The organism is Hungatella sp. SB206, assembly GCF_051132295.1.
GTDB classification, from domain to species: domain Bacteria; phylum Bacillota; class Clostridia; order Lachnospirales; family Lachnospiraceae; genus Hungatella; species Hungatella effluvii.
Window position 1 is genome coordinate 2,323,412 of the sequence record NZ_CP096603.1, and the last position, 21,888, is coordinate 2,345,299.

Annotated in this window: 15 protein-coding genes; 8 read left to right on the forward strand and 7 right to left on the reverse strand. The window is 50.0% G+C overall.

Features of this window, described 5'->3' with window-relative positions; genetic code table 11:
* Positions 1-53: 53 nt before the first annotated feature.
* The gene (locus tag M1L66_RS09995) at positions 54-1,307 is read left to right on the forward strand and encodes an NUDIX hydrolase (protein ID WP_187021725.1); all 1,254 of its coding nucleotides are present in this window, start codon (positions 54-56) and stop codon (positions 1,305-1,307) included.
* A gap of 96 nt (positions 1,308-1,403) precedes the next feature.
* Here the strand turns inward: M1L66_RS09995 and M1L66_RS10000 are convergent, their stop codons facing one another.
* On the reverse strand, positions 1,404-3,011 hold the full coding sequence (locus tag M1L66_RS10000) for a helix-turn-helix domain-containing protein (RefSeq protein WP_187021723.1): 1,608 nt from the start codon (positions 3,009-3,011) through the stop codon (positions 1,404-1,406).
* Positions 3,008-4,873, reverse strand: coding sequence for a sensor histidine kinase (locus tag M1L66_RS10005; protein WP_434692658.1), 1,866 nt, complete (start codon positions 4,871-4,873; stop codon positions 3,008-3,010). The genes M1L66_RS10000 and M1L66_RS10005 overlap by 4 nt, the downstream gene beginning before the upstream one ends.
* A gap of 239 nt (positions 4,874-5,112) precedes the next feature.
* Here M1L66_RS10005 and M1L66_RS10010 point away from each other — a divergent pair, with 239 nt between their 5' ends.
* Genes M1L66_RS10010 through M1L66_RS10020 form a run of 3 tightly spaced genes read left to right on the forward strand, consistent with a single transcriptional unit; the run spans position 5,113 to position 10,462 of the window.
* Complete coding sequence (locus M1L66_RS10010; protein ID WP_434692660.1) at positions 5,113-6,462, forward strand: ABC transporter substrate-binding protein; 1,350 nt, start codon at positions 5,113-5,115, stop codon at positions 6,460-6,462.
* A 27-nt stretch (positions 6,463-6,489) separates the two neighbouring features.
* Entirely contained in the window at positions 6,490-8,643 is a 2,154-nt protein-coding gene (locus M1L66_RS10015) for a heparinase II/III family protein (RefSeq protein WP_434692661.1), read from the forward strand.
* 34 nt (positions 8,644-8,677) lie between these two features.
* A complete protein-coding gene (locus M1L66_RS10020) occupies positions 8,678-10,462 on the forward strand; it encodes a hypothetical protein (RefSeq protein ID WP_434692663.1) in 1,785 nt (594 codons plus the stop codon).
* A 102-nt stretch (positions 10,463-10,564) separates the two neighbouring features.
* Here the strand turns inward: M1L66_RS10020 and M1L66_RS10025 are convergent, their stop codons facing one another.
* Together M1L66_RS10025 and M1L66_RS10030 are read right to left on the reverse strand one after the other, a co-directional pair.
* A complete protein-coding gene (locus tag M1L66_RS10025; protein ID WP_187021715.1) occupies positions 10,565-12,058 on the reverse strand; it encodes a tagaturonate reductase in 1,494 nt (497 codons plus the stop codon).
* A gap of 26 nt (positions 12,059-12,084) precedes the next feature.
* Entirely contained in the window at positions 12,085-13,566 is a 1,482-nt protein-coding gene (locus M1L66_RS10030; RefSeq protein ID WP_187021713.1) for a UxaA family hydrolase, read from the reverse strand.
* Between the two features lie 322 nt (positions 13,567-13,888).
* Here M1L66_RS10030 and M1L66_RS10035 point away from each other — a divergent pair, with 322 nt between their 5' ends.
* The 4 genes from M1L66_RS10035 (at position 13,889) to M1L66_RS10050 (ending at position 16,719) form a co-directional block, all read left to right on the forward strand.
* The gene (locus tag M1L66_RS10035) at positions 13,889-14,896 is read left to right on the forward strand and encodes a LacI family DNA-binding transcriptional regulator (RefSeq protein ID WP_187021712.1); all 1,008 of its coding nucleotides are present in this window, start codon (positions 13,889-13,891) and stop codon (positions 14,894-14,896) included.
* A gap of 74 nt (positions 14,897-14,970) precedes the next feature.
* Positions 14,971-15,327 (forward strand): DUF6145 family protein, encoded by a 357-nt coding sequence (locus M1L66_RS10040; protein ID WP_187021710.1) that lies wholly within the window; start codon positions 14,971-14,973, stop codon positions 15,325-15,327.
* Positions 15,324-16,298 carry a tRNA dihydrouridine synthase DusB gene (gene dusB, locus M1L66_RS10045; RefSeq protein ID WP_434692665.1) on the forward strand — a complete coding sequence of 325 codons (975 nt, stop codon included), beginning with the start codon at positions 15,324-15,326 and terminating at the stop codon, positions 16,296-16,298. The genes M1L66_RS10040 and dusB overlap by 4 nt, the downstream gene beginning before the upstream one ends.
* A 124-nt stretch (positions 16,299-16,422) precedes the next feature.
* Positions 16,423-16,719: a hypothetical protein gene (locus M1L66_RS10050; protein ID WP_434692667.1), complete on the forward strand. Its 297-nt coding sequence runs from the start codon at positions 16,423-16,425 to the stop codon at positions 16,717-16,719.
* 332 nt (positions 16,720-17,051) lie between these two features.
* On the opposite strand, the gene M1L66_RS10055 is transcribed toward M1L66_RS10050, so the two are convergent.
* Genes M1L66_RS10055 through M1L66_RS10065 form a run of 3 tightly spaced genes read right to left on the reverse strand, consistent with a single transcriptional unit; the run spans position 17,052 to position 21,695 of the window.
* On the reverse strand, positions 17,052-18,335 hold the full coding sequence (locus M1L66_RS10055) for a rhamnogalacturonan acetylesterase (protein ID WP_434692670.1): 1,284 nt from the start codon (positions 18,333-18,335) through the stop codon (positions 17,052-17,054).
* Between the two features lie 35 nt (positions 18,336-18,370).
* Positions 18,371-19,909: a response regulator transcription factor gene (locus M1L66_RS10060; protein WP_434692671.1), complete on the reverse strand. Its 1,539-nt coding sequence runs from the start codon at positions 19,907-19,909 to the stop codon at positions 18,371-18,373.
* The gene (locus tag M1L66_RS10065; protein WP_434692673.1) at positions 19,881-21,695 is read right to left on the reverse strand and encodes a sensor histidine kinase; all 1,815 of its coding nucleotides are present in this window, start codon (positions 21,693-21,695) and stop codon (positions 19,881-19,883) included. Before M1L66_RS10065 ends, M1L66_RS10060 begins: the two co-directional genes overlap by 29 nt.
* Positions 21,696-21,888 lie beyond the last annotated feature (193 nt).

Sequence of the window (21,888 nt, forward strand, 5' to 3'; positions counted from 1 at the left end):
GCCCCGGGGAACAGAATATGGTTAAATAGTATTATACACAGGAGGATAAGAAAATGAGATATCACCATATTGTATTCGACGTCGACGGTACGCTTCTGGATACGGAGAAAGCAATCCTCCAGTCATTTCAGAAGACACTGAGAGAATATGCAGGGATTGAAAAAGAGCTTTCGGAACTCTCATTCTGTCTTGGAATCACGGGTACCGCGGCTCTCAAACGGCTGGAAACCGGTCATGAGGAGGAGATACTCCTTCAATGGAAGGAAAATCTGGCGGCTCTGAGAGATTTCGTCCGTGTGTTTGATGGAATCGAACTGCTTTTAAAACGGCTGCGGGCAGAGGGGGTTCAACTGGGCGTTGTGACCAGCAGATGCAGGGCGGAGTATGAACGGGATTTTATGCGCCTGGGGCTCGACGGATACTTTGATACGGTCGTCTGCGAGGAGGACACGGTGTGCCACAAACCGGAGGCGGAGCCCCTGGAGTGTTATATGAGAAAGGCCGGAGCGAGACCGGAGGAGGTGCTTTACATTGGGGACAGCATCTACGACATGGAATGCGCCAGGGCGGCGAAGACCGCCTGTGGTCTGGCTCTGTGGGGAGCCGTCAGCGTGAGGCATATCCACGCGGATTATTATTTCCCTGATCCGGCCTCCGTGCAGTCGGTTCTGGAGCGGCTGGACGCAGAGGTTGAAGGGAGAAAATGGATTTCCTGGGCCATGGAGCTTCAGTTTATCGCTCAGGCGGGCGTCACTTATTCAAAGGACCGGTTTGACTTGGAGCGGTTTGAGCGGATCCGGGAGCTGTCGGGAGAGATTATGAGCGCCTACACCGGCCTGTCGAAGGAGCGGGTGACGGATTTATTCTGCAATGAGACGGGATTTCAGACTCCGAAGCTGGATACGAGAGCCGCCATCATCGAGGATGGGAAGATCCTTCTGGTGAAGGAGATGGACGGACGCTATTCCATGCCGGGAGGCTGGGTGGATGTGAATAAGACGGTGGGAGAGAACGCCGTCAAGGAGACGCTGGAGGAGGCCGGACTCACGGTAGTTCCGGTGCGCGTGGTGGCGCTTCACGATAAGGGACTCCACAACCCGCCGGCATATCCGTACGGTATCTGCAAGGTGTTCTTCTTATGCGAGATCGTGGATGGTGAGTTTTCGGAAAACATCGAGACGGTAGGGAGCGGATGGTTTTCCCCGGATGAGCTGCCGGTGCTGGCCGAGGATAAGAATACGAAGGAGCAGATTGAGATGTGCTTTGACGCGTATGCGGATAAGAATTGGAAGACGGTGTTTGATTGACCGACGGACTCTGAACGGACGATTAAAAGAAAAGCCCGGTATGAATGAACTCAGTGATGGTTCATTCATACCGGGCCTGGTACTGCATTCACTGTTTCACAGCTCCGGTTCCGGGGCCAGCGTCTTTTCCTGAAGAAATTCCCGTGGAGACACGCCTTCTACCTTTTTAAAGACCTTGCTGAAGTAGCAGGAGCTCTCAAAGCCAAGACGGTCGGCCACCTCATAGATCTTTAAATTCTCTTCCAGAAGCATGGCTTTGCTTCTGGTCACCTTCATCTGAGTGATGTATTCAGAAAAACCAATGCCGCAGTTTTTCTTGAACAGAACGCTTAAGTAATTGTGGCTGATTCCGAACACGTCAGATACCTCATTCAGGGTCAGGCGCTCCTCGATGTGGTCGTTGATGTAGTGCTTGACATTGGTGACAATATGATCTTTATACGTCTTCTTGCGCGTTTTCAATATTTCACAGAGCCCATCCCGCAGAGTCTCCATCCATACCGTGATCTGTTCTACGCTGCTGCAGCGGTAAATGGAACGGTAGGAGCCGTTCCAGCCTTCAAAGATCTCTGAGAGATTCACCTCGCCCTCCGGCAGGAGAGACATGGCCAGGTACATAATGTTGCAGGCGCCGTCAATGGCCTGCAGATAGCGGTTGGGATGGGAGGCAAACAGTTCGATGATGGAACTTAGCGTCCTGGAGAGAACATCAGTGTCAAATTCTTCAAAGGAACGGATCATATCACGTTTAAAGATGGACAGATTAAAGGAACTCTGGAGCGAATTGGCGGAAGAGGACGAGAAGCTGATGACCGGTTGGTTGTCGGAAGCTTTTCGAGCGGCTTCGCGCGCTTCCTGATATGACTCACTGACGGCAAAGGGAGTGTTCACGGCGGTCCCCGCTCCGATTCTTAAGTTCGCGTTAAAATAAGTATGGACGATGGAACTGGCATCTCCTAAAGCTCTGGCCGTCAGATCGCCCGACTCTTTGCCCGAAAGCAGGCAGAAGATGACTGCAAAATGCTTCTGATCCAGAGACACGAGATGGCATCTGGAGTATCGGGTCAGGACGTCACGGATCATCTGGAGACAGCCGGAATAGAGCTGGGCCAGCTGTTCACGGGTCAATGGGAAGCGGTCAGACTCACAGATTTCACAGCAGGCGGCCTGGTAGGAAAAATCCTGAAATGGAAATTTCAAATCCCGTGCCTGGAGTTCGAACTGTTCCCGGCTGTCAAATAAATTGTATAAAAGCCGCATGAAAAATTTTTCCGACATACTCTGGTTTAAGAGTACTGCCTGCGGGTCTTCCGCTTTGCGGATATCCTCCAGGCGCTTGACGGCCTTGTCCACGGCGGCTTTCAGGCTGTCTGCACTTAATTCCAGCTTTACCAGGTATTCAATCACTTCATAATGAATCGCTTCCTTTACGAGACCGAATTCCTCATAGCTGGTCAGAACAATAAAAAGTGGGAGTCGGCCATATTTTTCTGAACACAACTTGATGAGCTCCAGCCCGTTCATGACCGGCATCCGGATATCTGTGATGACAACCTGGGGGGAAGTCTCCTCGATCTGCTCCAGGGCATGTTCCCCGTTTGCCGCGATGCCGCAGATCTCGATGCCAAGTCGTTCCCAGTCAAGCATGGATTTGATACCGATCTGAACGAGCGGCTCATCATCTGCAATTAATAGTTTTATCATGCCTGTTTTTCCACTCCTTCCTTCTTATGGATATAGGGTATCCGAATCGTCATGGTGGTATAGACGCCGGGCTCGCTGGTGATTGTGATTCCGTAGCTGGCGCCGAAGTCATATTTGATCCGATTATTTACATTGCTGATTCCGATGTGCTTAAAGAAATCTGAGCCTTCCAGAGACTCACCGGACATTACTTTTTCAATTGTCTCCTGTGACATTCCGATGCCGTCATCAGTGACGGATAAAACGAGAACTTTCGTTTCACCGGAGCCCTCGGAGGATGCGAATACCGTAATAGTGCCGGGAGCCCGTTTGGGCTCAAGACCGTGGAAGAGGGCGTTCTCGATGAGTGGCTGAAGAGAAAAACGGTGTACCATGCAGCCGAATAAATCTTCAGAAGCGATCTCGTACCGGATAGAGATGCTGCTGCCGTACCGGTACTGCTGAATCTGAAAGTAATCGCCTGCCAGCTCCAGTTCTTCCTTAAGCGTAATCATGGATTCGCTTCGTTTGGACACATTCTTCAGCAGTCTGGCCAGTACGGTCATCATGTCTGCAATTCCCGTGGCTCCCTGAATGGTTGCCATCCATTTGACGGAGTTTAAGGTGTTATAGAGAAAATGCGGATTGATCTGGCTCTGCAGAATCTGATATTCCAGATCCTTTTTCTGCCGCTCCTGCTTGATCCTGGTGTTCATTAAGTTCACTACATTCTCTGACAAGTCGTTGATCCCTTTCCCGATTTCTCCCAGCTCGTTTTCCCATTCTATATCGGGATTTTTATCAAAAATTCCGCGGGAGATGGAATCCATGTTCTGGCGGAGCTGGTGAACCGGCTTTACGATGGTCCGGTTTAAAAAGTACATGAGAACGACACCGAAGGAAAGCGCGGCAAACAGAATTCCAGCGATTATACAGGTATAGAGCGTCTGCTGGGCCCGGTCCCGCCTGACAGACAGGACTTCTGTAAGCTGAAAGTCGGGAATTCCCAGAGAACAGGTGAGAATCGTGCGTTTTCCGAGCCCGGGCAGTATGGCTTCCATGGCTTTGGAACTGGTGCTTATGGTACTGCCCTTTAAATCGGACACCTGCTGATATTCAAAGGGAGATTCCGTCAGTGTACCTTTATCACAGAGGTAATTCTTCTCGCCGATGGTAAGGTAGAGAAGGCTGTCCGATTCCAGCGGATAGGCTTTTAGACGGCTTGTGATCAGCTCTGGAGAGATCTCTACGTAGAGCCAGCCGGTAGTCTGGCTGCTTTCGCCGCTGTAAATGGGGCGAACCACTGGTATGATGAATTCGTCACTGATCCTGTTGAAGGGGTTCTGTACCATTCCGTCCCATTGAAATGACGATGCTTCGTAAAGCGGAATGAAGAAGTCCTGAGAGGCAATCAGGGAAGCGGCATCTGCACGGTCGGGAACAGAAGAGTAGAACATCTGCATATAGGCCAGAGGATTATCCGAGGACAGGATAAGTCTTCGGATGTAGTTGGATTGATTATGCAGGGTATATTCTTCCCAGATCCGGTCATACGTATCAAATGCCATCTGCGCCACCCGGGGATTTTTTGATGATATCTGACCCAGTGTTCCCTGGCCGTGGATGGTATCCATGTATTTGGCGACATCGCTGCTGGAGCAGCACCATTTTACGAATGACAGGATGTTGTTTAAGTCCGCCGAGGTGTTGTCTGCAATGGATTGAAGATTGAATTCCGAGGAACGGATCATCATCTTTTTCTGATAGGAATGAAACGCATAAAAGCAGATGGTGACGGCCAGTACGGTCAGCGTGATGGTGAGAGCTGCCGTGAAGAATGTGATTTTGCCGCGGATAGATTTCAGCAGGCTGTTTTTTCGCATGGTTCCTTCCTCCTATTATAATAAGTTGATTCTACATCATTTTGAGGCTGATTTGAATACAATCCAAAAAAATTACTTTATTTGAGAAAAAAGTATATCTTTTCCGGATTGAAAGTACAAGAAAGTAAAAAAGTGAAACATTTTGAATGTTTTTCCATTCAAACAGGAGGGGGCAAGGCTATATAATACAGGTACAGCGAATGGCTGGTATGAAAAAAAGATACGGAGGGGAAGAGATCATGTATAAGAAAAGAGTATTGAGTCTGGTATTGGCCGGAATTCTCGCGGCATCGGCACTTGGAGGCTGTGGTAAAAGCGATCAGGGAGGATCCTTAAAACAGGCGGAGGATACAGCTGCTGATACATCCGGTCAGGCAGAGGGAGAAGGGAAAACGGTTCTAAAATGGGCCTTATGGGATTTAAACTCCGTCTTCTATTATAAGACGATGGCAGAGGCATATGAGGCCGCCCATCCGAACATAGAAATTGAACTGGTAGATCTGGGAAGCGCAGGCGGAACGGATTACATGACCAGCTTAAGCATTGAACTGACCGGAAAAGACACGGAATTCGATATGGTGTGTATCCAGGATGTTCCGGGCTATTCCACACTGGTGAAAAAAGGCGTGCTGGAGCCCCTTACCGGATATATTGAGCGGGATGGCTTTGATTTATCCGGATATGGCGGACTGACCGATCAGGTGACACTCGATGGAAAGTTGTATGAACTGCCGTTTCGAAGTGATTTCTGGGTGCTTTACTATAATCCGGACCTGTTTGAGAAAGCCGGAGCGGAGTGTCCGTCCAACGATATGACCTGGGCGGAATATGATGCTCTTGCCAGAAAAGTGACGGATACCACGCCAGGAAAAGAGGTTTACGGCACTCATTACCATACATGGAGATCCTGTGTGGAATGCCTTGGACTGACGGACGGAAAACAGACAATGGTGGATGGAACGTACGATTTCCTGAAACCGTATTATGAGATGGTGTTAAAACAGCAGGAGGATGGAGTATGCCATAACTATGCGGAACTCAAGACGACGGGACTTCATCATTCGTCTGCATTTGCCCAGGGCAATGTGGCTATGTATATCATGGGAACGTGGCAGATTTCCGGATTTATCAATAAAATCAAAAGCGGGGAGTTTACGGAGATCCCAAACTGGAGAATCGCGAAAATGCCTCATTCCGAGGGTGTGGAAGCGGGATCTACTATTGCAACGATCACAGGAATAGCGGTTCCGGCCATGTCCGATCATAAGGAAGAGGCATGGGAATTCATCAAATTTATGGCGGGACCGGAAGGCGCGGAGATTGTGGCGGACAGCGGTTCTATCCCGGCCGTTAAAACCGAAGCGGTCATTGATAAACTTGCGGCGATGGATGGCTTTCCGCAGGATGAGCAGAGCTGGGAAGCGCTTCATACGGTAAACACTTACTTAGAGATGCCAGTACATGAAAAGACCGTTCAGATTGATACTGCTTTAAATGAGGTACATGACGGTATCATGACAGGGGCAGTGTCTGTCAACGACGGAATTGCCCAGCTGAATGAGGAAATACCAAAGATACTTGCAGAGTAAAGCCATACAGGAAGGCAGGGAAGCTTCATGAATCAACGTCTGATTGAAACCGCATCCTTTATTAATCGACACATTCCTGATTTGAAAAATAATATAATTCGTGAAGCTGATTTGGCGCTGGAGGGGATGCTGATTCTTCCAGGAAGCGGCGGAAGTCCCGTGTTTGTCGGGAATCCACCGATGTGGAAGGAGAATCCGACGCCGCAGAAAGACAGGGAGGCTGTCTTTGTCCTAAACCGGATGGGACACTGGAAGACACTTATCGAGGCATTTATGCTGACGGGAGATGGAAGGTATGCCAGTAAGGTGACGACAGAGTTTAAAAACTGGGTGCAGGTCTGCCAAAGGCCTGCTATACCGGTAAGAGGTGCGGGGGGATATTCCTCAGTATCGCGGACAGCCGATTTGATTGATAAATTTGACGCGGGGGAGCCGAAGTATGCTCCCTGGCGAAGTCTGGAAGCGGGCTTTCGCATGTTCCTGTCCTGGTATCTGATCGGGGACTGTCTGGAAGATACTCCTTATGTGACGGAAGAGATCAGAAAAGGACTGCGGCAGTCCGTAACGGAACATGCAGAAGTGTTGGAGTTTGTAAGCCCGCGTCTCTATCCGGGAGCGGACCATAATCACTATCTGATGGAGATGTGCGGATTGTTATTTGCATCCTGTAAATTTCCGGAACTGCCGGGGGCGGGAGAATGGCGTGCTTTGGCCGCGGCAGAGCTGGAACGCTGTCTGGCGAAGCAGTATACAGAGGGCGGGGGGCAGCTGGAAGGCTGCCCTCACTATCATAATGAGTGTCTTGTGCTGCTGCTGCGTTCCCTTCTGGCGGTTAAAGAAAAGAATGGAAACGCCTGCTTTACCAGAGCATTTGAGGAAGGGCTTCGCCAGGCACTTATCTATTCGCTTCATACGTGCAGACCTACAGGCGTAGGAGTGCCGTGGGGAGATTCGGATGCGACAGCTGCTCCGATAAAGAGTGTGCTGTACGGGTGGTTCGTATTTGGCGATACAGAGCTTGTAGAGATGGCTGTGCGCCTTGCAGGCCAGGATACCGTGCGCGGGGTATTTTTATCTTCCATATGGGATTGTCCGGCTCCAGAACGGTTTGAAGAGCTGATGAGGCAGTTTGAAAACAGAATGAGAAAGGGGAAAAAGGAGAGCTGGGAGGCAGGACTTCCATTGACGGCATGGTTTAAGCCTCTGTCACAGGTGTGCATTCGTACTGCCTGGAACAGGGAGGCTGTCAGCCTGTTTTTTGCCTGCCGCCTTCCGGTGCAGAACTCTCACTCGCATATGGATCCGGGTGGATTCGACTTTACGGCGTATGGCAGAAATATGATCGCGGATCCGGGGCGTTTTACTTATAATGAAATCCCGGAGAGAGCACTGTTTAAGTCGGCATTTTCCCATACCACATTGACTGTCAATGGAAAAGAGCCGTTTGAATATCGATCTTCGTGGAGCTACGGGGAACAGGGGAGAGGAAAGATTACAGGACTTTTACTGGAAAACAGGCGGAATCCCGGGCTGTACCGGATTGCGGCAGAACACGTTTTTGAAGGATACCGTCACCAAAGAGTTCTGATTACCGGCTTTTCAGAGGAGCAGCCGTTCCTTGCTGTGATTGACCGGGTCGATGGGCTCGGGAGAGAGGACCGGGTGGAGCTTCATTTTCAGGTTAATTATACCAGAGCGTGTCTGAAAATTCATTCCTGCCATCTGCACGCCCCATTTCGCGGGAGGTTTACCCCGAATTCACTTAACGCAGCCCGCTGCACCGCACTCATTCGGGGCAAATCTCCCACAAAATGTGCCGCACATCTGACAGAAAGCAATTTTCAGACACGCTCCAGGGGAAGATCGGCCGGTCAAACAACTATCTTCTGGGAGCCAGGAGCCCCTTCATTAATCATTGCAGGAGACGGCAGAATGAAACCATCTTTACGCAATGGGTGGATTTCAGAAGCGATGGATCAGAAACGCCCCTCACTTATTCTGGATTTCCAGGAGGAGAAATGCGGGGAGGAAGAGGACGGTTTGAAGGGCGGAGGGGGAAACAGCGATGAAGAGACACGGTACTTTGCCACGGTTTTATTGCCGGTGGGGCGGAAGGCGACGTGGACGTCCGCGGCCTGTACGCGGATAAGTCCGGTTTTCATATGGAGCTTGATGGGATGACATATCACATAGATTTAAGAGAGAGAACAGAGTCATGAATGTAGAAAATGAGTACATGGAATTGTTAAAAAGCTGGTGTGACGGGCTGATCGGACTTCAGTTTAAAGAGGAGAATAATCCACGTCTTGATGGCGGCATTTTCTGCCCATCCTGTATGATGATCCATGGGCGATGCCACGACGCGATCTATCCGATGATGGTTCTGGCAGACCGATTAAACGAGGAGAAATATTTAACCGCTGCTAAACGTCTGTTTCAGTGGAGTGAGAATCTGCTCTGTGATGACGGAAGTTACTATAATGACGCTCAGAATGACTGGGCGGGAATCACCGTTTTTTCTGTGATTGCTTTGACCCATGCATTGGAGTTTCATGCCTCCCTGCTTTCTGAACAGGAGAAAGAACTGTGGGAAGCGCGGCTATATACGACGGCGGAATGGGTCTTTCAGACGATCACGCCGCAGTTTGATGTCAATATCAATTACCATGCCGCCTGCGCGGAGGCGATGGCGCTTACCGGGACGTATTTTCAGCGGGAAAAATATCTGAGGCGTTCGGATGAGATGGCAGATTTTTGTATGCGGTATATTGCGAAAGAAGGTCTGTTTTTTGGAGAGGGGAAACCGAGGGACGCTGTGTCGCCGAAAGGCTGCAGGCCCGTGGACATCGGCTACAATGTGGAAGAGAGTCTGGCTTCTCTTCTGGCCTATGGAGCAATCAGGAAAAATGAGCTGGTACGTGCTGAGGTAAAGCGCATGCTATGGGCGCATCTGGAATTTATGAACCCGGATGGAGGCTGGGATAATACGGTAGGGACAAGAAACTACAAATGGAGCTATTGGGGCAGCAGGACTTCCGATGGCTGTCAGCTGGCATATGGACTTCTGGGAGATGAGGAACCGGTATTTTCGGAGGCTTCATACCGGAATATTCAATTATATAAACAGTGTACCCATGACGGCATGCTCTATGGAGGCACCGATTATTATGCACACGGGGAACTGCCCTGTGTACACCATACATTCTGCAAGGCAAAGGCCTTGGCGCTGCTCCTGGATTCCGGAGCCGTGAATGTAACTCCGTCGGAGCTTCCGTCGGAGCATCTGGTTCCAATAAAATATTGGCCGGTAATTGACACATACCGGATGGCATGGGGCGGTTTTATAGCAACGGTGACGGCATACGATATTGAATATAAGCCGGGCGGCCATGCTTCGGGAGGAACGATGACCATGCTGTGGCACAGAAATGTGGGAATGATTATGGCTTCATCTACCGTCGAGTACGCTCTGATCGAGCCCACCAATGGTCAGCTTTCCTTAAAAAAGAGCGGTCACAGACCTATGACGATGAGGCTGGAGACTTGCGGGGGACCATATTTATCGAGTGCATATGATTACCGAGCCGTCTTTAAACATGATGCTGCCATGAGCGGAATGGCAGTCTGTCTTGAGGCCTCGGGACATCTGACAGACCGGTCGCATATGGTAGTATCTTCCGAATGGGACGGAGCATACAGATTTTGTTATCGCATGGAGGAGTACGGGGTTATGATCCGCGCAGTCGTGGAAGAATGTGCGGAAAAGGTACGCTGGGTGATCCCTCTGGTTGGAAAGCATGAGGGCGGACTGGAATGTCTGAATGGAAAAAATAGATTCCGGATCTGCGGAGAATGCGGACACGTAGTTCTGGAGCTGGACAGGGAACCGGAAGAAGTAAATCCAATTTTCTTCCTGAACGGTGGTTTCGAGGGCTGGGAAGTGGTTCTCTGTATGGAGAAGGGAGAAGCCGGGAGGTGTTGGATCCGTGTGGAGACGTGAGCGGAATAAGGAGAATAGAAGCCAGGGAGCGGAATAATAAAGCAGGGCAGATGCATCGCGTGGGGATTCGTGCATTTGCCCTGTTTCTTTTTCGTTATAATACTATTTACCCAGACAACCCTTCATCACTTCATAAGCACCCTTTTCCCAGATATCTGCCACATAACCGGCGACGGCGTCCTCGAATCCGGCGATGGCGGTTAAGTCCTCACCCCAGAACTCTTCGTTGGAGCAGACTGCGTAAACCAGAGTCTTTGCATCGTCCTCCCTGTGATCGTAGAAAAACTTAAGGATCGGGCGGTCATCTTTTACCGTATATTCATTACCGGCCGGTCTCGCTGCAATCAGTCCGTCTTCGGTAAGCTGCTTTCCGTGGTAGAACGCGATATAGAATGCAAAGGAAGCGGTGATACATTCCGGAAGCTTGCCGGTGTTTGCAATATAGCCCTTTAAGGAAGGCATAACGCGTGCTTTCCACTTGGAGGTGGAGTTTAAGGAGATGGAGAGCAGCGCGTGATCGATAAATGGATTCTTAAAACGCTCCGTAACAGAAGCGGCGAAGCTCTTAAGCTCTTCCTTTGGAAGCGTCAGAGTCGGGATGATCTCATCGTAAATGGTCTTGTTCATAAAGCCGCAGATCACTTCGTCTTCCATACAGTCACGGACAATATCCTGGCCGGCTAAGTATGCGCCTAAGACGAAGGAGGTGTGAGCACCGTTTAAGATACGGACCTTTCTCTGCTTGTATGGCTTGTGATCGTCGGTGATGAGGACCGGAAGACCGGCCTTCTCAAATGGAAGCTCTTCTTTTAAACTCTCAGGTCCTTCAATGACCCAGAATCCGAAGACTTCTCCGGTGTCGATAATGTTGTCCTGGTAGCCCAGCTCTTCACAGATGAAAGCGGCTTCATTTCTCGGATATCCGGTTACGATCCGGTCTACCAAAGTGGAGCAGAATATATTCTCCTGTTTGATCCAGGTGACGAATTCTTCTCCTAATTTCCACTGATCTGCATACTGCAGGACGCATTTCTCCAATTCTTTTCCGTTGTTGTCGATCAGCTCGCAGGAGAGGATGACAAAGCCCTTTCCGGCTTCTTTTCCAAACGTTTCGAATCTCTTATATAAGAACTGAGTCAGCTTTCCCGGATAGCTGTCCGCCGGCACATCGGTAAAGCTGCAGGCCGGATCGTAGGTGATGCCGGCTTCCGTTGTGTTGCAGGCGATGAAACGTAAATCCGGATTCTCTGCACAGGCGAGAACGGCGTCGTAATCCTGATAGGGATTTAAACATCTGCTGACACAGGAGATCACACGCTTGTCATTGACCTTCTTTCCATTTTCAAAACCGCGTAAAAACAGAGTATATAAGCCTTCCTGCTCATTGATCATATCAGCGAGTCCGGGAGCGATGGGCTGGCATAAAACGACTTTGGAATGAAATCCTGCCTTTTCGTTCATCATATCAATAAAATAGTCCACGAAAGCGCGCAGGAAATTACCTTCGCCGAACTGCAGCACACGTTCCGGTGCGTCCTTTAACAAATATCCGTCGTAGCCCTGTTTCTCCAGTGTCTCATAACATAACTTTTCCATTTGAAATACTCTCCTTTATATGATTTCTATAGTGTAACTCCCTGCTTAAAGATGGCCATATCATGGAAGCCTGCTTCTTCTGACTTAACTTTCTTTCCGGAAGCAACCTCCAGGACAAAATCGAAGAAGTCATTCTTTAATGTGTCCATATCCGTGTCTTCTACCAGTCTGCCGCAGTTAAAATCGATCCAGTTGCTCTTCTTTGTGCTGAGCGCAGTGTTGGTCGATATCTTCATGGTCGGAACCGGACAGGCAAACGGTGTACCGCGTCCTGTGGTGAAGAGTACGATGTGGGCGCCGGAGGCAGCCAGCGCGGTGGAGGCGACCAGGTCATTACCAGGGGCGCTTAACAGGTTTAAGCCTTTTGTGTGAACGGGTTCTCCATACATTAAGACGTCCATGACCGGAGCGCTGCCGGATTTCTGAACGCATCCCAGCGACTTGTCCTCCAGGGTAGAGATACCCCCCTTTTTGTTGCCGGGAGACGGGTTCTCGTAGATGGTCTGATTGTGGCTGGTAAAATAGTTTTTGAAGTCATTGATCAGATGAACGGTTTTTTCAAAGGTCTCTTCATTGATACAGCGGTTCATGAGCAGTGTCTCCGCCCCGAACATCTCGGGAACCTCGGTCAGTATTGTGGTTCCGCCCGCGCCCACCAGCATGTCTGAGAATGCACCGACTGTGGGGTTGGCTGTGATGCCGGAGAGTCCGTCGGATCCGCCGCATTTCATGCCAATGATGAGTTCGCTGCAGCTGACCGGTTCACGCTCGAAGCTGCCGGCATAAGCGGCCAGTTCGCGGATCAGTTCCAGAGAGTCGGCGATCTCATCGTCAGATTCCTGTGCTGCCAGGAACTTGATACGGCGTTCATCATATTCTCCGATATAGCGTTTTAATTCCGTGATGTTGCTGTTTTCGCATCCAAGGCCGAGAACGAGGACACCGCCGGCGTTGGGATGATTGATTAAATCGGCCAGAATGGTTCTGGTATGCTCCTGGTCGTCACCCATCTGGGAACAGCCATAGGGGTGTGGGAAAGCCGCCACATCTTCTACGGTTCCGCTTATGAGGCTCTTAGCCTGACGCTCAATGGCCTGGGCAACGTTATTGACACAGCCTACAGTGGGGATGATCCAGATCTCGTTGCGGACGCCGACTTTTCCGTCCGGCCGGCGGTAACCGTGAAAGAAGCGTTCTTCCGCTGGCGTGGGAGCAGTTTCCTGTTTGTCGTAGGAGTAGGTGAGCAGATCGCCCAGCCCGGTCTTTAAATTGTGCGTGTGGATCCAGCTTCCTTTTAAAATCGGTTCCTTTGCGATTCCGATGGCACAGCCGTATTTCATGACGGAAGCGCCCTCTGCGATGTCGGTTAAAGCGAACTTGTGTCCCTGAGGGATATCGGAGACGAGCGTGACCGTCTGATCATTCACAGTTACGGTGGTGCCGGAGGCCAGCGGCTTTAAGGCTACAGCTACATTATCCCCGGAGTGAATTTTAATAAAGTCCTGCATAATCGTTCTTTCCTTTCTGCAATTCCATGTAACGATTCAGCTGTACAAACTGATATAGGGCGGAACGCCCGAGCTTCTTACTTTCGTGCTTTACGAAAATAAGAAGATGCACGGCTTCAGGGTTACAATTTAAATATTCCAGTTGATATAGAATGTAAGTACTTACATAAACCATACACCATTTTTGTCACTTCGTCAATAGGGAAAATAAAAAGAATACGGTTGCTTTTCATGAATGGATCAGATATAATGTAAGAAAAAGTGTAAGCGCTTTCGCACTGTGTTCCAGAGCGTCGGTGCGTCAGGATAAAGAGGGTTCAAAATGAATATTTACGATATAGCAGAGCTTGCAGGGGTGTCCATCGCCACCGTATCGCGTGTGGTGAACGACAGCCCGCGTGTCAGCGAGAAGACAAAACAGAGGGTCCGCGCCATCATGGAGGAGAACGGTTATACGCCAAACGTGTTTGCGCGGGGCCTGGGACTGGACTCTATGAAGACCATCGGGATTATCTGCCCGGATGTATCGGATTCCTATATGGCATCGGCGGCATTTCACCTGGAAGGCCGTCTGCACGAGTACGGGTATGACTGTATTCTCTGCTGCAGCGGATCCCGGCAGGAGAATAAGGAAAAGTATGTGAGTCTTCTGTTAAATAAGCGGATCGACGCGCTGATTCTGGTGGGATCGACGTATGCCGGCGAGGGCGGAGACGACCGGAAGGCGGATTACGTAAGGAATGCGGCGAAGACGGTTCCTGTATTTATGATTAACGGTTACATTAAGGGCGATCATGTGTATTGTGCTTTCAGCGACGATTACGGCGCTACCTATGACGTGGCTTCGCAGATGATTGAGGCGGGAAGAAGACGGATTCTGTTTCTGTGTGATTCCCATTCTTACAGTGCGAATCAGAAGCTGGCGGGATATGAGGCGGCCTTAAAGGACCATGGACTGCCTGTGCTGGGGGACTTAAAGCTGTATGTAAAGAACCGGATCCATTCGGTGAGAGACATTCTTTTAGAGCGGCGGGATTTGAAGTTTGACAGCGTGCTGGCTACGGACGACGGCCTGGCCGTGGGTGCGATCAAATACGCCAACGCCAAGCTTTTAAAGATTCCGGAGGAACTCTGCATCACCGGATTTAATAATTCTGCGCTTTCCATCTGCTGTGATCCCGAGCTTTCTTCCATTGACAACAAGGTAGAAGAGCTCTGCGCCATCACCACGGATCAGATGATGGCGGTTCTGCGGGGCGAGGAGAAATCTGTGGAGCAGAAGAGCCAGGTCCCCTGCAGACTGGTGAAGCGGTGTACTACGGATTTTTAGGGGCTATTGTCATTCGTTCTGTCTTGTGATATACTACGTTCGGATGAAATAACCATAGAAGGAACGGTGTTTTTATGATAGAGGAGAAACAGGATCGTATTGTATTATGCGGAGCCAATTCCTATGAGCAGAAGTACTATTTTAATGAACAGTTTTCCAACCTTCCTGAGAACATACGGCAGGAGCTTCAGATTATGTGTGTGCTGTATACAGAGGATGTGGGCGGAATTCTGACGCTGGAATTTGAAGAGGATGGTACGCTGGAGTTTTTAGTGACGGCTGAGGAGACAGATTATTTATTTGACGAAATAGGAAGTGTGCTGAAGATCAAACAGTACCAGACGGAAAAGAGAGATCTTTTGGAGGCCCTGGAGATGTATTACCGGGTTTTTTATCTGGGAGAAGAGATTGATGAGGAAGAGGAATCGTGAAGCTTAAGATTGGTAATGTAACACTTGAGAATAATCTGATTCTGGCGCCGATGGCAGGGGTAACCGACCTGCCATTTCGCATTCTGTGCAAGGAGCAGGGCTGCGGCATGGTGGTGACAGAGATGGTGAGCGCGAAGGCGATTCTTTATAAGAACAGGAATACGAAGGCGCTCCTGGAGGTAGAAGAGAGAGAACGTCCGGTTTCGGTTCAGCTGTTTGGTTCCGATCCGGAAATTATGGCGGATATTGCGAAGCTCATCGAGCCGGGGCCTTTTGATATCATCGATGTCAACATGGGATGCCCCGTGCCGAAGATCGTTAATAACGGCGAAGGCTCAGCGATGATGAAGAATCCCAAGCTGGCGGAGGCGGTTCTTGGCGCCATGGTGAAGGCTGTAAAAAAGCCTGTGACAGTGAAGTTCCGCAAGGGTTTTACGGACAGCGATGTGAACGCGGTGGAATTTGCCAGGATGGCCGAGAGCTGCGGCGTGGCTGCGGTTGCGGTTCACGGCAGGACGAGGGAACAGTATTATTCCGGGACCGCAGACTGGGATATTATTCGCAGGGTAAAAGAGGCCGTGAAGATACCGGTCATCGGAAATGGAGACGTCTTTGCCCCCGAGGATGCAAAGGCGCTGCTGGACGAGACGGGCTGCGATGGAATTATGATTGCGAGAGGGGCAAAGGGCAACCCGTGGATATTCTCGAGAACGCTCCATTACCTGGAGACGGGGGAACTTCTTCCGTCCCCAACCATGGAGGAACTGCAGAACATGGTTCTGCGCCATGCGAAGATGTCGGTGGAACACAAAGGAGAGTATCTGGGAATCCGGGAGATGCGCAAGCACATGGCCTGGTATACGGCCGGACTGCCTCATTCGGCAAAACTGCGGAATGATATCAACGCGGTGGAAACATTAGCGGATTTGGAAACACTCGTGATGGAACGGTTTGCAGGACATTTCAGATGATGAAATGTCCTGTTTTACTTTCCGGAAAAATGTTCCGTTAAAGGAAAAAATTTTACAGACATATCCGCGTACTCTAAAATGTGATAGAATAAGTAAAATAATGAAAATTTGAGGGAGGCGCGTCATGACCGATGTCTATGAAAATTGCCCTGTATTTGAGAATGACAGTTATATTTTGAGAATGACCAGTCAGCAGGATAAATCCGATTTGTTAAAGGTTTATTCTGACAAAGCTGCCGTATCATTTTTTAACAGTGATAATTGCGGCAGTGACGACTTTTATTATACACGCTACGGACTGTTTTACGGACAATGGACTGCTCAGATTGGATATCCGGAGCGATTACGAAAGAGCAGACGAAATTACAAAAATATTGAAAATGATCATAGAACCCGCGTATACACTCTTTCATTGCGATAAAATTGCTGCAAAAGCCATAGCCGCAGCAGCAGAGCGAATACGCGCGTTAGAGCAGTTGGGTTTTAAGTATACAGACGAAAAGTTATTCGGACATGATGGAACGAAATATGATTCATAAAATGCACATGGAGACTCGTGTCTTTAGACATGAGAGGAATTGTGCCCCTCCTGACTCTTTCGCGAGCTCCTTCTCCTTTTTGTTTTTCAAACATTTGTTTACTTTTTACTTCTTATTATGGTAAAATATACTTAGTCCATAAATCTATTATGAGGTATAAAATCTATGAAATCTATTACCATTACTGCTAAAGTCAAACCACCTTCGGCGTCTGTCACACCTCCGATGATGCCTGATCCGCCTCTTCCAACGCTTTCAACAGCGCAGCAGTTGATTTTTCCATCGCATCAAACTGTTCCTTCTGTTCCGTACCGTCGGCACGGTTGTTCTGGCTGTCCAGCAGATCCCAGAGATTTTCCGGTGGCGTGAAGTCGGAGGGACCGGCGGTTACATGAAATACTTCGGGAAATATCCGGCCGAGTCCGGCTGCAATGCAGGAAGCAAACAGGCACGCCCCGTACTCATTGGTGTGTGTGTAGTCACCCGGATGGAAGTACCCGCAGGAGCGTTCCATGCTGGTCTTTTCATAGAAGCGTACCGAGAACTCATGCAGGTCGATGACCGGGGTATTCGTGGAAACGGCCACATCTTTTACCGCCTGCACGTGTTCCGCCAGCAGCTCATGGTAGGTGCCGTCCTCTTTCCAGATGTTGCGTCCGGGAGAGGTCACCAGCACGGGAATTCCGCCCAGGTCCCGGACTTCTTTGATGTATCTTCGCAGATTGACAGGATACTCCCTGTCGGCCCGCAGATGGGGAAGCTTCTGGTCGTTATGGCCGAACTGGATCAGGCAGAAGTCACCCGGACGGAGAAAATGCTTCACGATGTCCATGTGGCCTTCCTGACGGAAGGTTTCCGTCGTCAGCCCACAGTGCGCCTGGTTTTCTACGGCTATTCTGCCGTCTAAGAACGCCGGAAGTGCCTGGCCCCAGGAGGCGTAGCAGGCACCCGGAAGATAGGGGATTTCCGCGGACTGGTCTGTGACGGTGGAATCCCCGCAGAGATAGACTGTCGTTACGCCGTCGGAGACATTAGCTGCACCGGCTGCCTCAACCGCATCGGCTGCTTCGGCATAACAGGCCTCAATCCGGACAGCGCCGGGCTCCGGGGTACAGAACGTAACAAAGAGGTTTTCAACCGGATAGTACGCTTCGTGGTAGCGTGGAATGATGCCGGCTATGGACTGGTAAAAGGTGCGTTCGTACCGGTCCCCCTTCTTCAGGGTGATGATATCACGCAGAAGTTTCCTTCCGGTGAAGAGAAAGAGCTGTTCCACATCCTGAACGGCGGTCAGTGCGATATGAACCGCGTAGAGCCCGCAGGGGACCCGTTCTGTGATATAGCTGTGGGGAATCATACTCCCTGCAATGCCGTTGGCTAAAGAAAGAAGTGATGGGTCAAAGCCGTCTGACAGCTCCGGTATGTCAAGCCGGTCGGAATCAGCCGTGAGATGGTCTGCGGCTGTATTGTGAAAAAATGGCTGAAAATGATACTGCATCTTAAAGTTCCTCCTGAAATGAATTTTCAAATACGCTAGTGGGATGCACTGGGTTCCGCTGGGCCGGCCGGTCCGCGTAAGCCGGTGATGTAGGCGCTGGGGGCCATGCCGGTTTTCTTCTTGAAGAGCTGGGAAAAATACTGTGGATTGTTGCCGAAGCCGACCCGCTCGGCAATATCCGAGATCCGGTCCATCTCCTCGTTTTCGATGTATTCCTTTGCCTTTTGAATCCGCTCATTGGTCAGGTAATCGGAAAAGCGTATGCCGGTCTCCTTCTGAAATTTTCTGGATACATAGTCTACATTCATATATAAATGCTGCTCAGCAATGTATTTCAGCGTCAGGTTGGGATTCTCCAGATTTTCCCTGATATATGTAAAGATCTGCCTGGTCATGCTGCTGACGGTTTCCGTTCTGGAGCATCCCTCCATAAGATCTGTAAGCTTTTGAAAGACGGATTCCTTCAGCGCGTCAAGATCACTCTCCCCCTCGGCCTGCATCAGCCACTCCGTGAGGCCGGAGCCGGAGATATTCGGGTTGCCGAGCGTGATTTTCAGGAACATACTGCCAGACAGCTGTTTGAGGAAACGGATGTCCATGATATCGGAGATCAGTTCCATGAGGCTTTCCATGGCGGAGGCGCTGCCCTCGGCAATGGCGCGGCAGTAATTTTCAGTCTCCTGGGTGATTGCGGTATAATTGCAGGTGCATAAGGCATGGTAATTGTTTACGTAGTAAAAGGTGCTGAATCTGCGGATCTTTTCGAGGACGACGCCGAACAGGCCTTTTAAGTCGGTATACGTCTCCATTTGAAGCTCCAGGCTGGTGTGCTGGCCCTCTAAGCTGACGCGGTCCAGCTTCGCCTTCAGCTGGCCGAAGTCAAAGGAGATGTCCTGACAGAAGATCAAGAAGGTATTTCGCACATAGATTCCGTAGATGCTGACCTGCGGCAGACAGTTCTGGGCAAAATCGTTTAGAAGGCCCAGAAATTCCTCCAGATTCTCCTGTTCCAGATAGTAAATGTAGAACAGACGGTAGGGCGTAAAGTAAAAATCCATGTAGGGCTCATAGGTGGGAATAATCTCATCCAGCGATTTCTCCAGATAGAGGACGTCGTTGATGATACTGGAGACGACATTGTGGCGGATGCTGTCCGCCTGGCTGAACTGGGAGTCCAATATCCGGCGCGCCTGGCGCCTGGCGTAGCAGTCACTGACACTTTCCTTTACGGCGTCAATGATCTGCTGCTCATTACAGGGCTTTAAAAGATAGTGGCGGACCCCATATTTCATGGCCTGTTTGGCGTATTCAAATTCCCCGTAGCCGGAGAGAAGGATGAACTGGGTGTCCAGATCCGTCTCGGATATCCGGCCGATCAGCTCCAGCCCGTTCATGCCCGGCATGCGGATATCCGTGATAACCAGGTCCGGAGATTCATCTAAAATCATATTGTAGGCCTCAATTCCGTTGGAACAGAGACCGGCCAGTTCAATCCCATACTGGCTCCAGTCAATAATTGTGGAGATGGTCTCCCGGATGATGCGTTCATCGTCTGCAATGATCAGTTTCAGCATATGATTGGTTCTCCTTGACTTGAAATGGTATATGGATATCGGCGGTTGCGCAGTCGTCCTCATTTTTTAACTCAAGACCGTACGCGTCGCCAAACAGCAGGCGGATGCGCTGGTCAATGTTCATGAGACCGATGCCGAAGCCGCCCGGCTGCTTTTCCCGGCTCTTTAATTTTTCGAGAAGGTCTTCTTCAAAAACAGAACCGTTGTTTTTTACCCGGATCAGGACCTTATCATCCTCGTGGCGTACCAGGAGCTCCACGTGACAGGTCTCCGTCATCTCTTCCATGCCGTAGCGGATGGCATTTTCTATGAGCGGCTGTATGGTCAGCGGCGGCATCAGGATATGATGCAGATCGTCGGCCACCAGGGAGACGAAGTCCAGACGGTCCTCGAACCGTATTTTCTGTATCGTGATGTAGGCGCGGACCAGCTCCAGCTCGTAGTCCAGTTCCACCAGGGACTCGTGATTGCTGAGGGTGGAGCGGAGCAGCGTTCCGAGAGACTCCGCCATCATGGATATTTCCGCGTTTTTGGATGCCTTTGCCCTCCAGTTGATGGATTCCAGCGTATTATAGAGGAAATGCGGGTTGATCTGGGATTCCAGCGCCTTGATCTGGGCTTCCTTGCGCAGCAGTTCATTTTTATAATTCGTGTCCACCAGGGTCCGGATCCGGGTGGCCATCCGGTCGAAACGCTGGTGAAGCCGCCCGATCTCATCGTTTCGGACGCTGTAATCATAGGCGGACTGCTCCAGGGTGAGCTCATTTTTACTGAATCCATCCATCTTAACGATCAGCGCGTTGAAATGGCGAAGAATGGAGTAAATCAGCCACTGCGTTAAGGCGAGGGCGATCAGAATGCCGAGCACCATGATGCCCAGAATGATTTTCGCGGAGCGTCCGATGGAGTGAATGATGGAGTCAAACGGGATCAGGCTGATGTAGCGCCAGTCGTAATACGGAATATTGCTGCTTACTGCGAAATAGGTGTGGTTGTCCACCCGAAGGGTCTGGTACGTGTCGTCCTCCAGTTGGAGCGTCTGGGTTACCAGGTCTTTGGAGAGGCCGGCCGAGGAGTAGATGGTGTCCGGTCCGTCTGCCAGAATGTAGTAGCCGGTATCGAAGGTCTGGAAGGAACGGTTGATCGTATTGATCAGCCTGTCGGTATCCACGTAGATCAGCAGCCTTCCAATGGTGGAGAAATCCAGCGCCTCGATTTTCCTGATATTTCTTCCGAGAAAGAGGCCGGAGGTACTGCCGCCTCCGGTAGTCCAGCTGACCGCACCGTCGCCGGCCTCCGCGTTTTGCAGGGCTTTTTCAATAAAGCCGGGATCTGTCTTATTGTAAGCCGCCCAGTTGGTAGTGTTGGAAAATGAGTCATTGTACAGGACTATGTAAGAGACTCCATTCTGCCGGAAGGTCTCATAATAAGAAGACAGGGCTGTGTTGATGTTCCGGTTGGCATTGGAACGGACCACGGCATCCTCTGACTCATGGATTGCAGACAGGGAAGTCTGAATGGATGACGTCGATAAAATAATGGAGGACAGGCGTTCCACATCTTTTAGATTAGTCGATATGGTATTTGCCGAAAAACTCAAATTTCCCGCGATGGAACGGTAGAGCAGTTCGTTATAGGTCTTCGAAAGTATGTTGAAGCCAATGAAGGAAAACAGCAGGAGAGAGACTACATTTAACAGCACGATAAAGAAAATCTTCCATTTCAATGACAGATTTTTAAACAAGGTCAGGAGCCTGATTTTAATTGTTTCTGTTCTTTTTTTCATGAAAATTATCCTGCTTCTTTCTATATGAGATATTTATGGTTCAAGTGGAAAAACATGGTTATAAAGGTACATGGACAGTATATAATAACTGCATTGCAAACTCAAGATTTCGGAAAGGAAAGTCGGTTTTTTCTAAAAGGAAGTCGGTTTTATTTATACCGGTATCAGAGGAAACCAGTTTATAATAAACTTA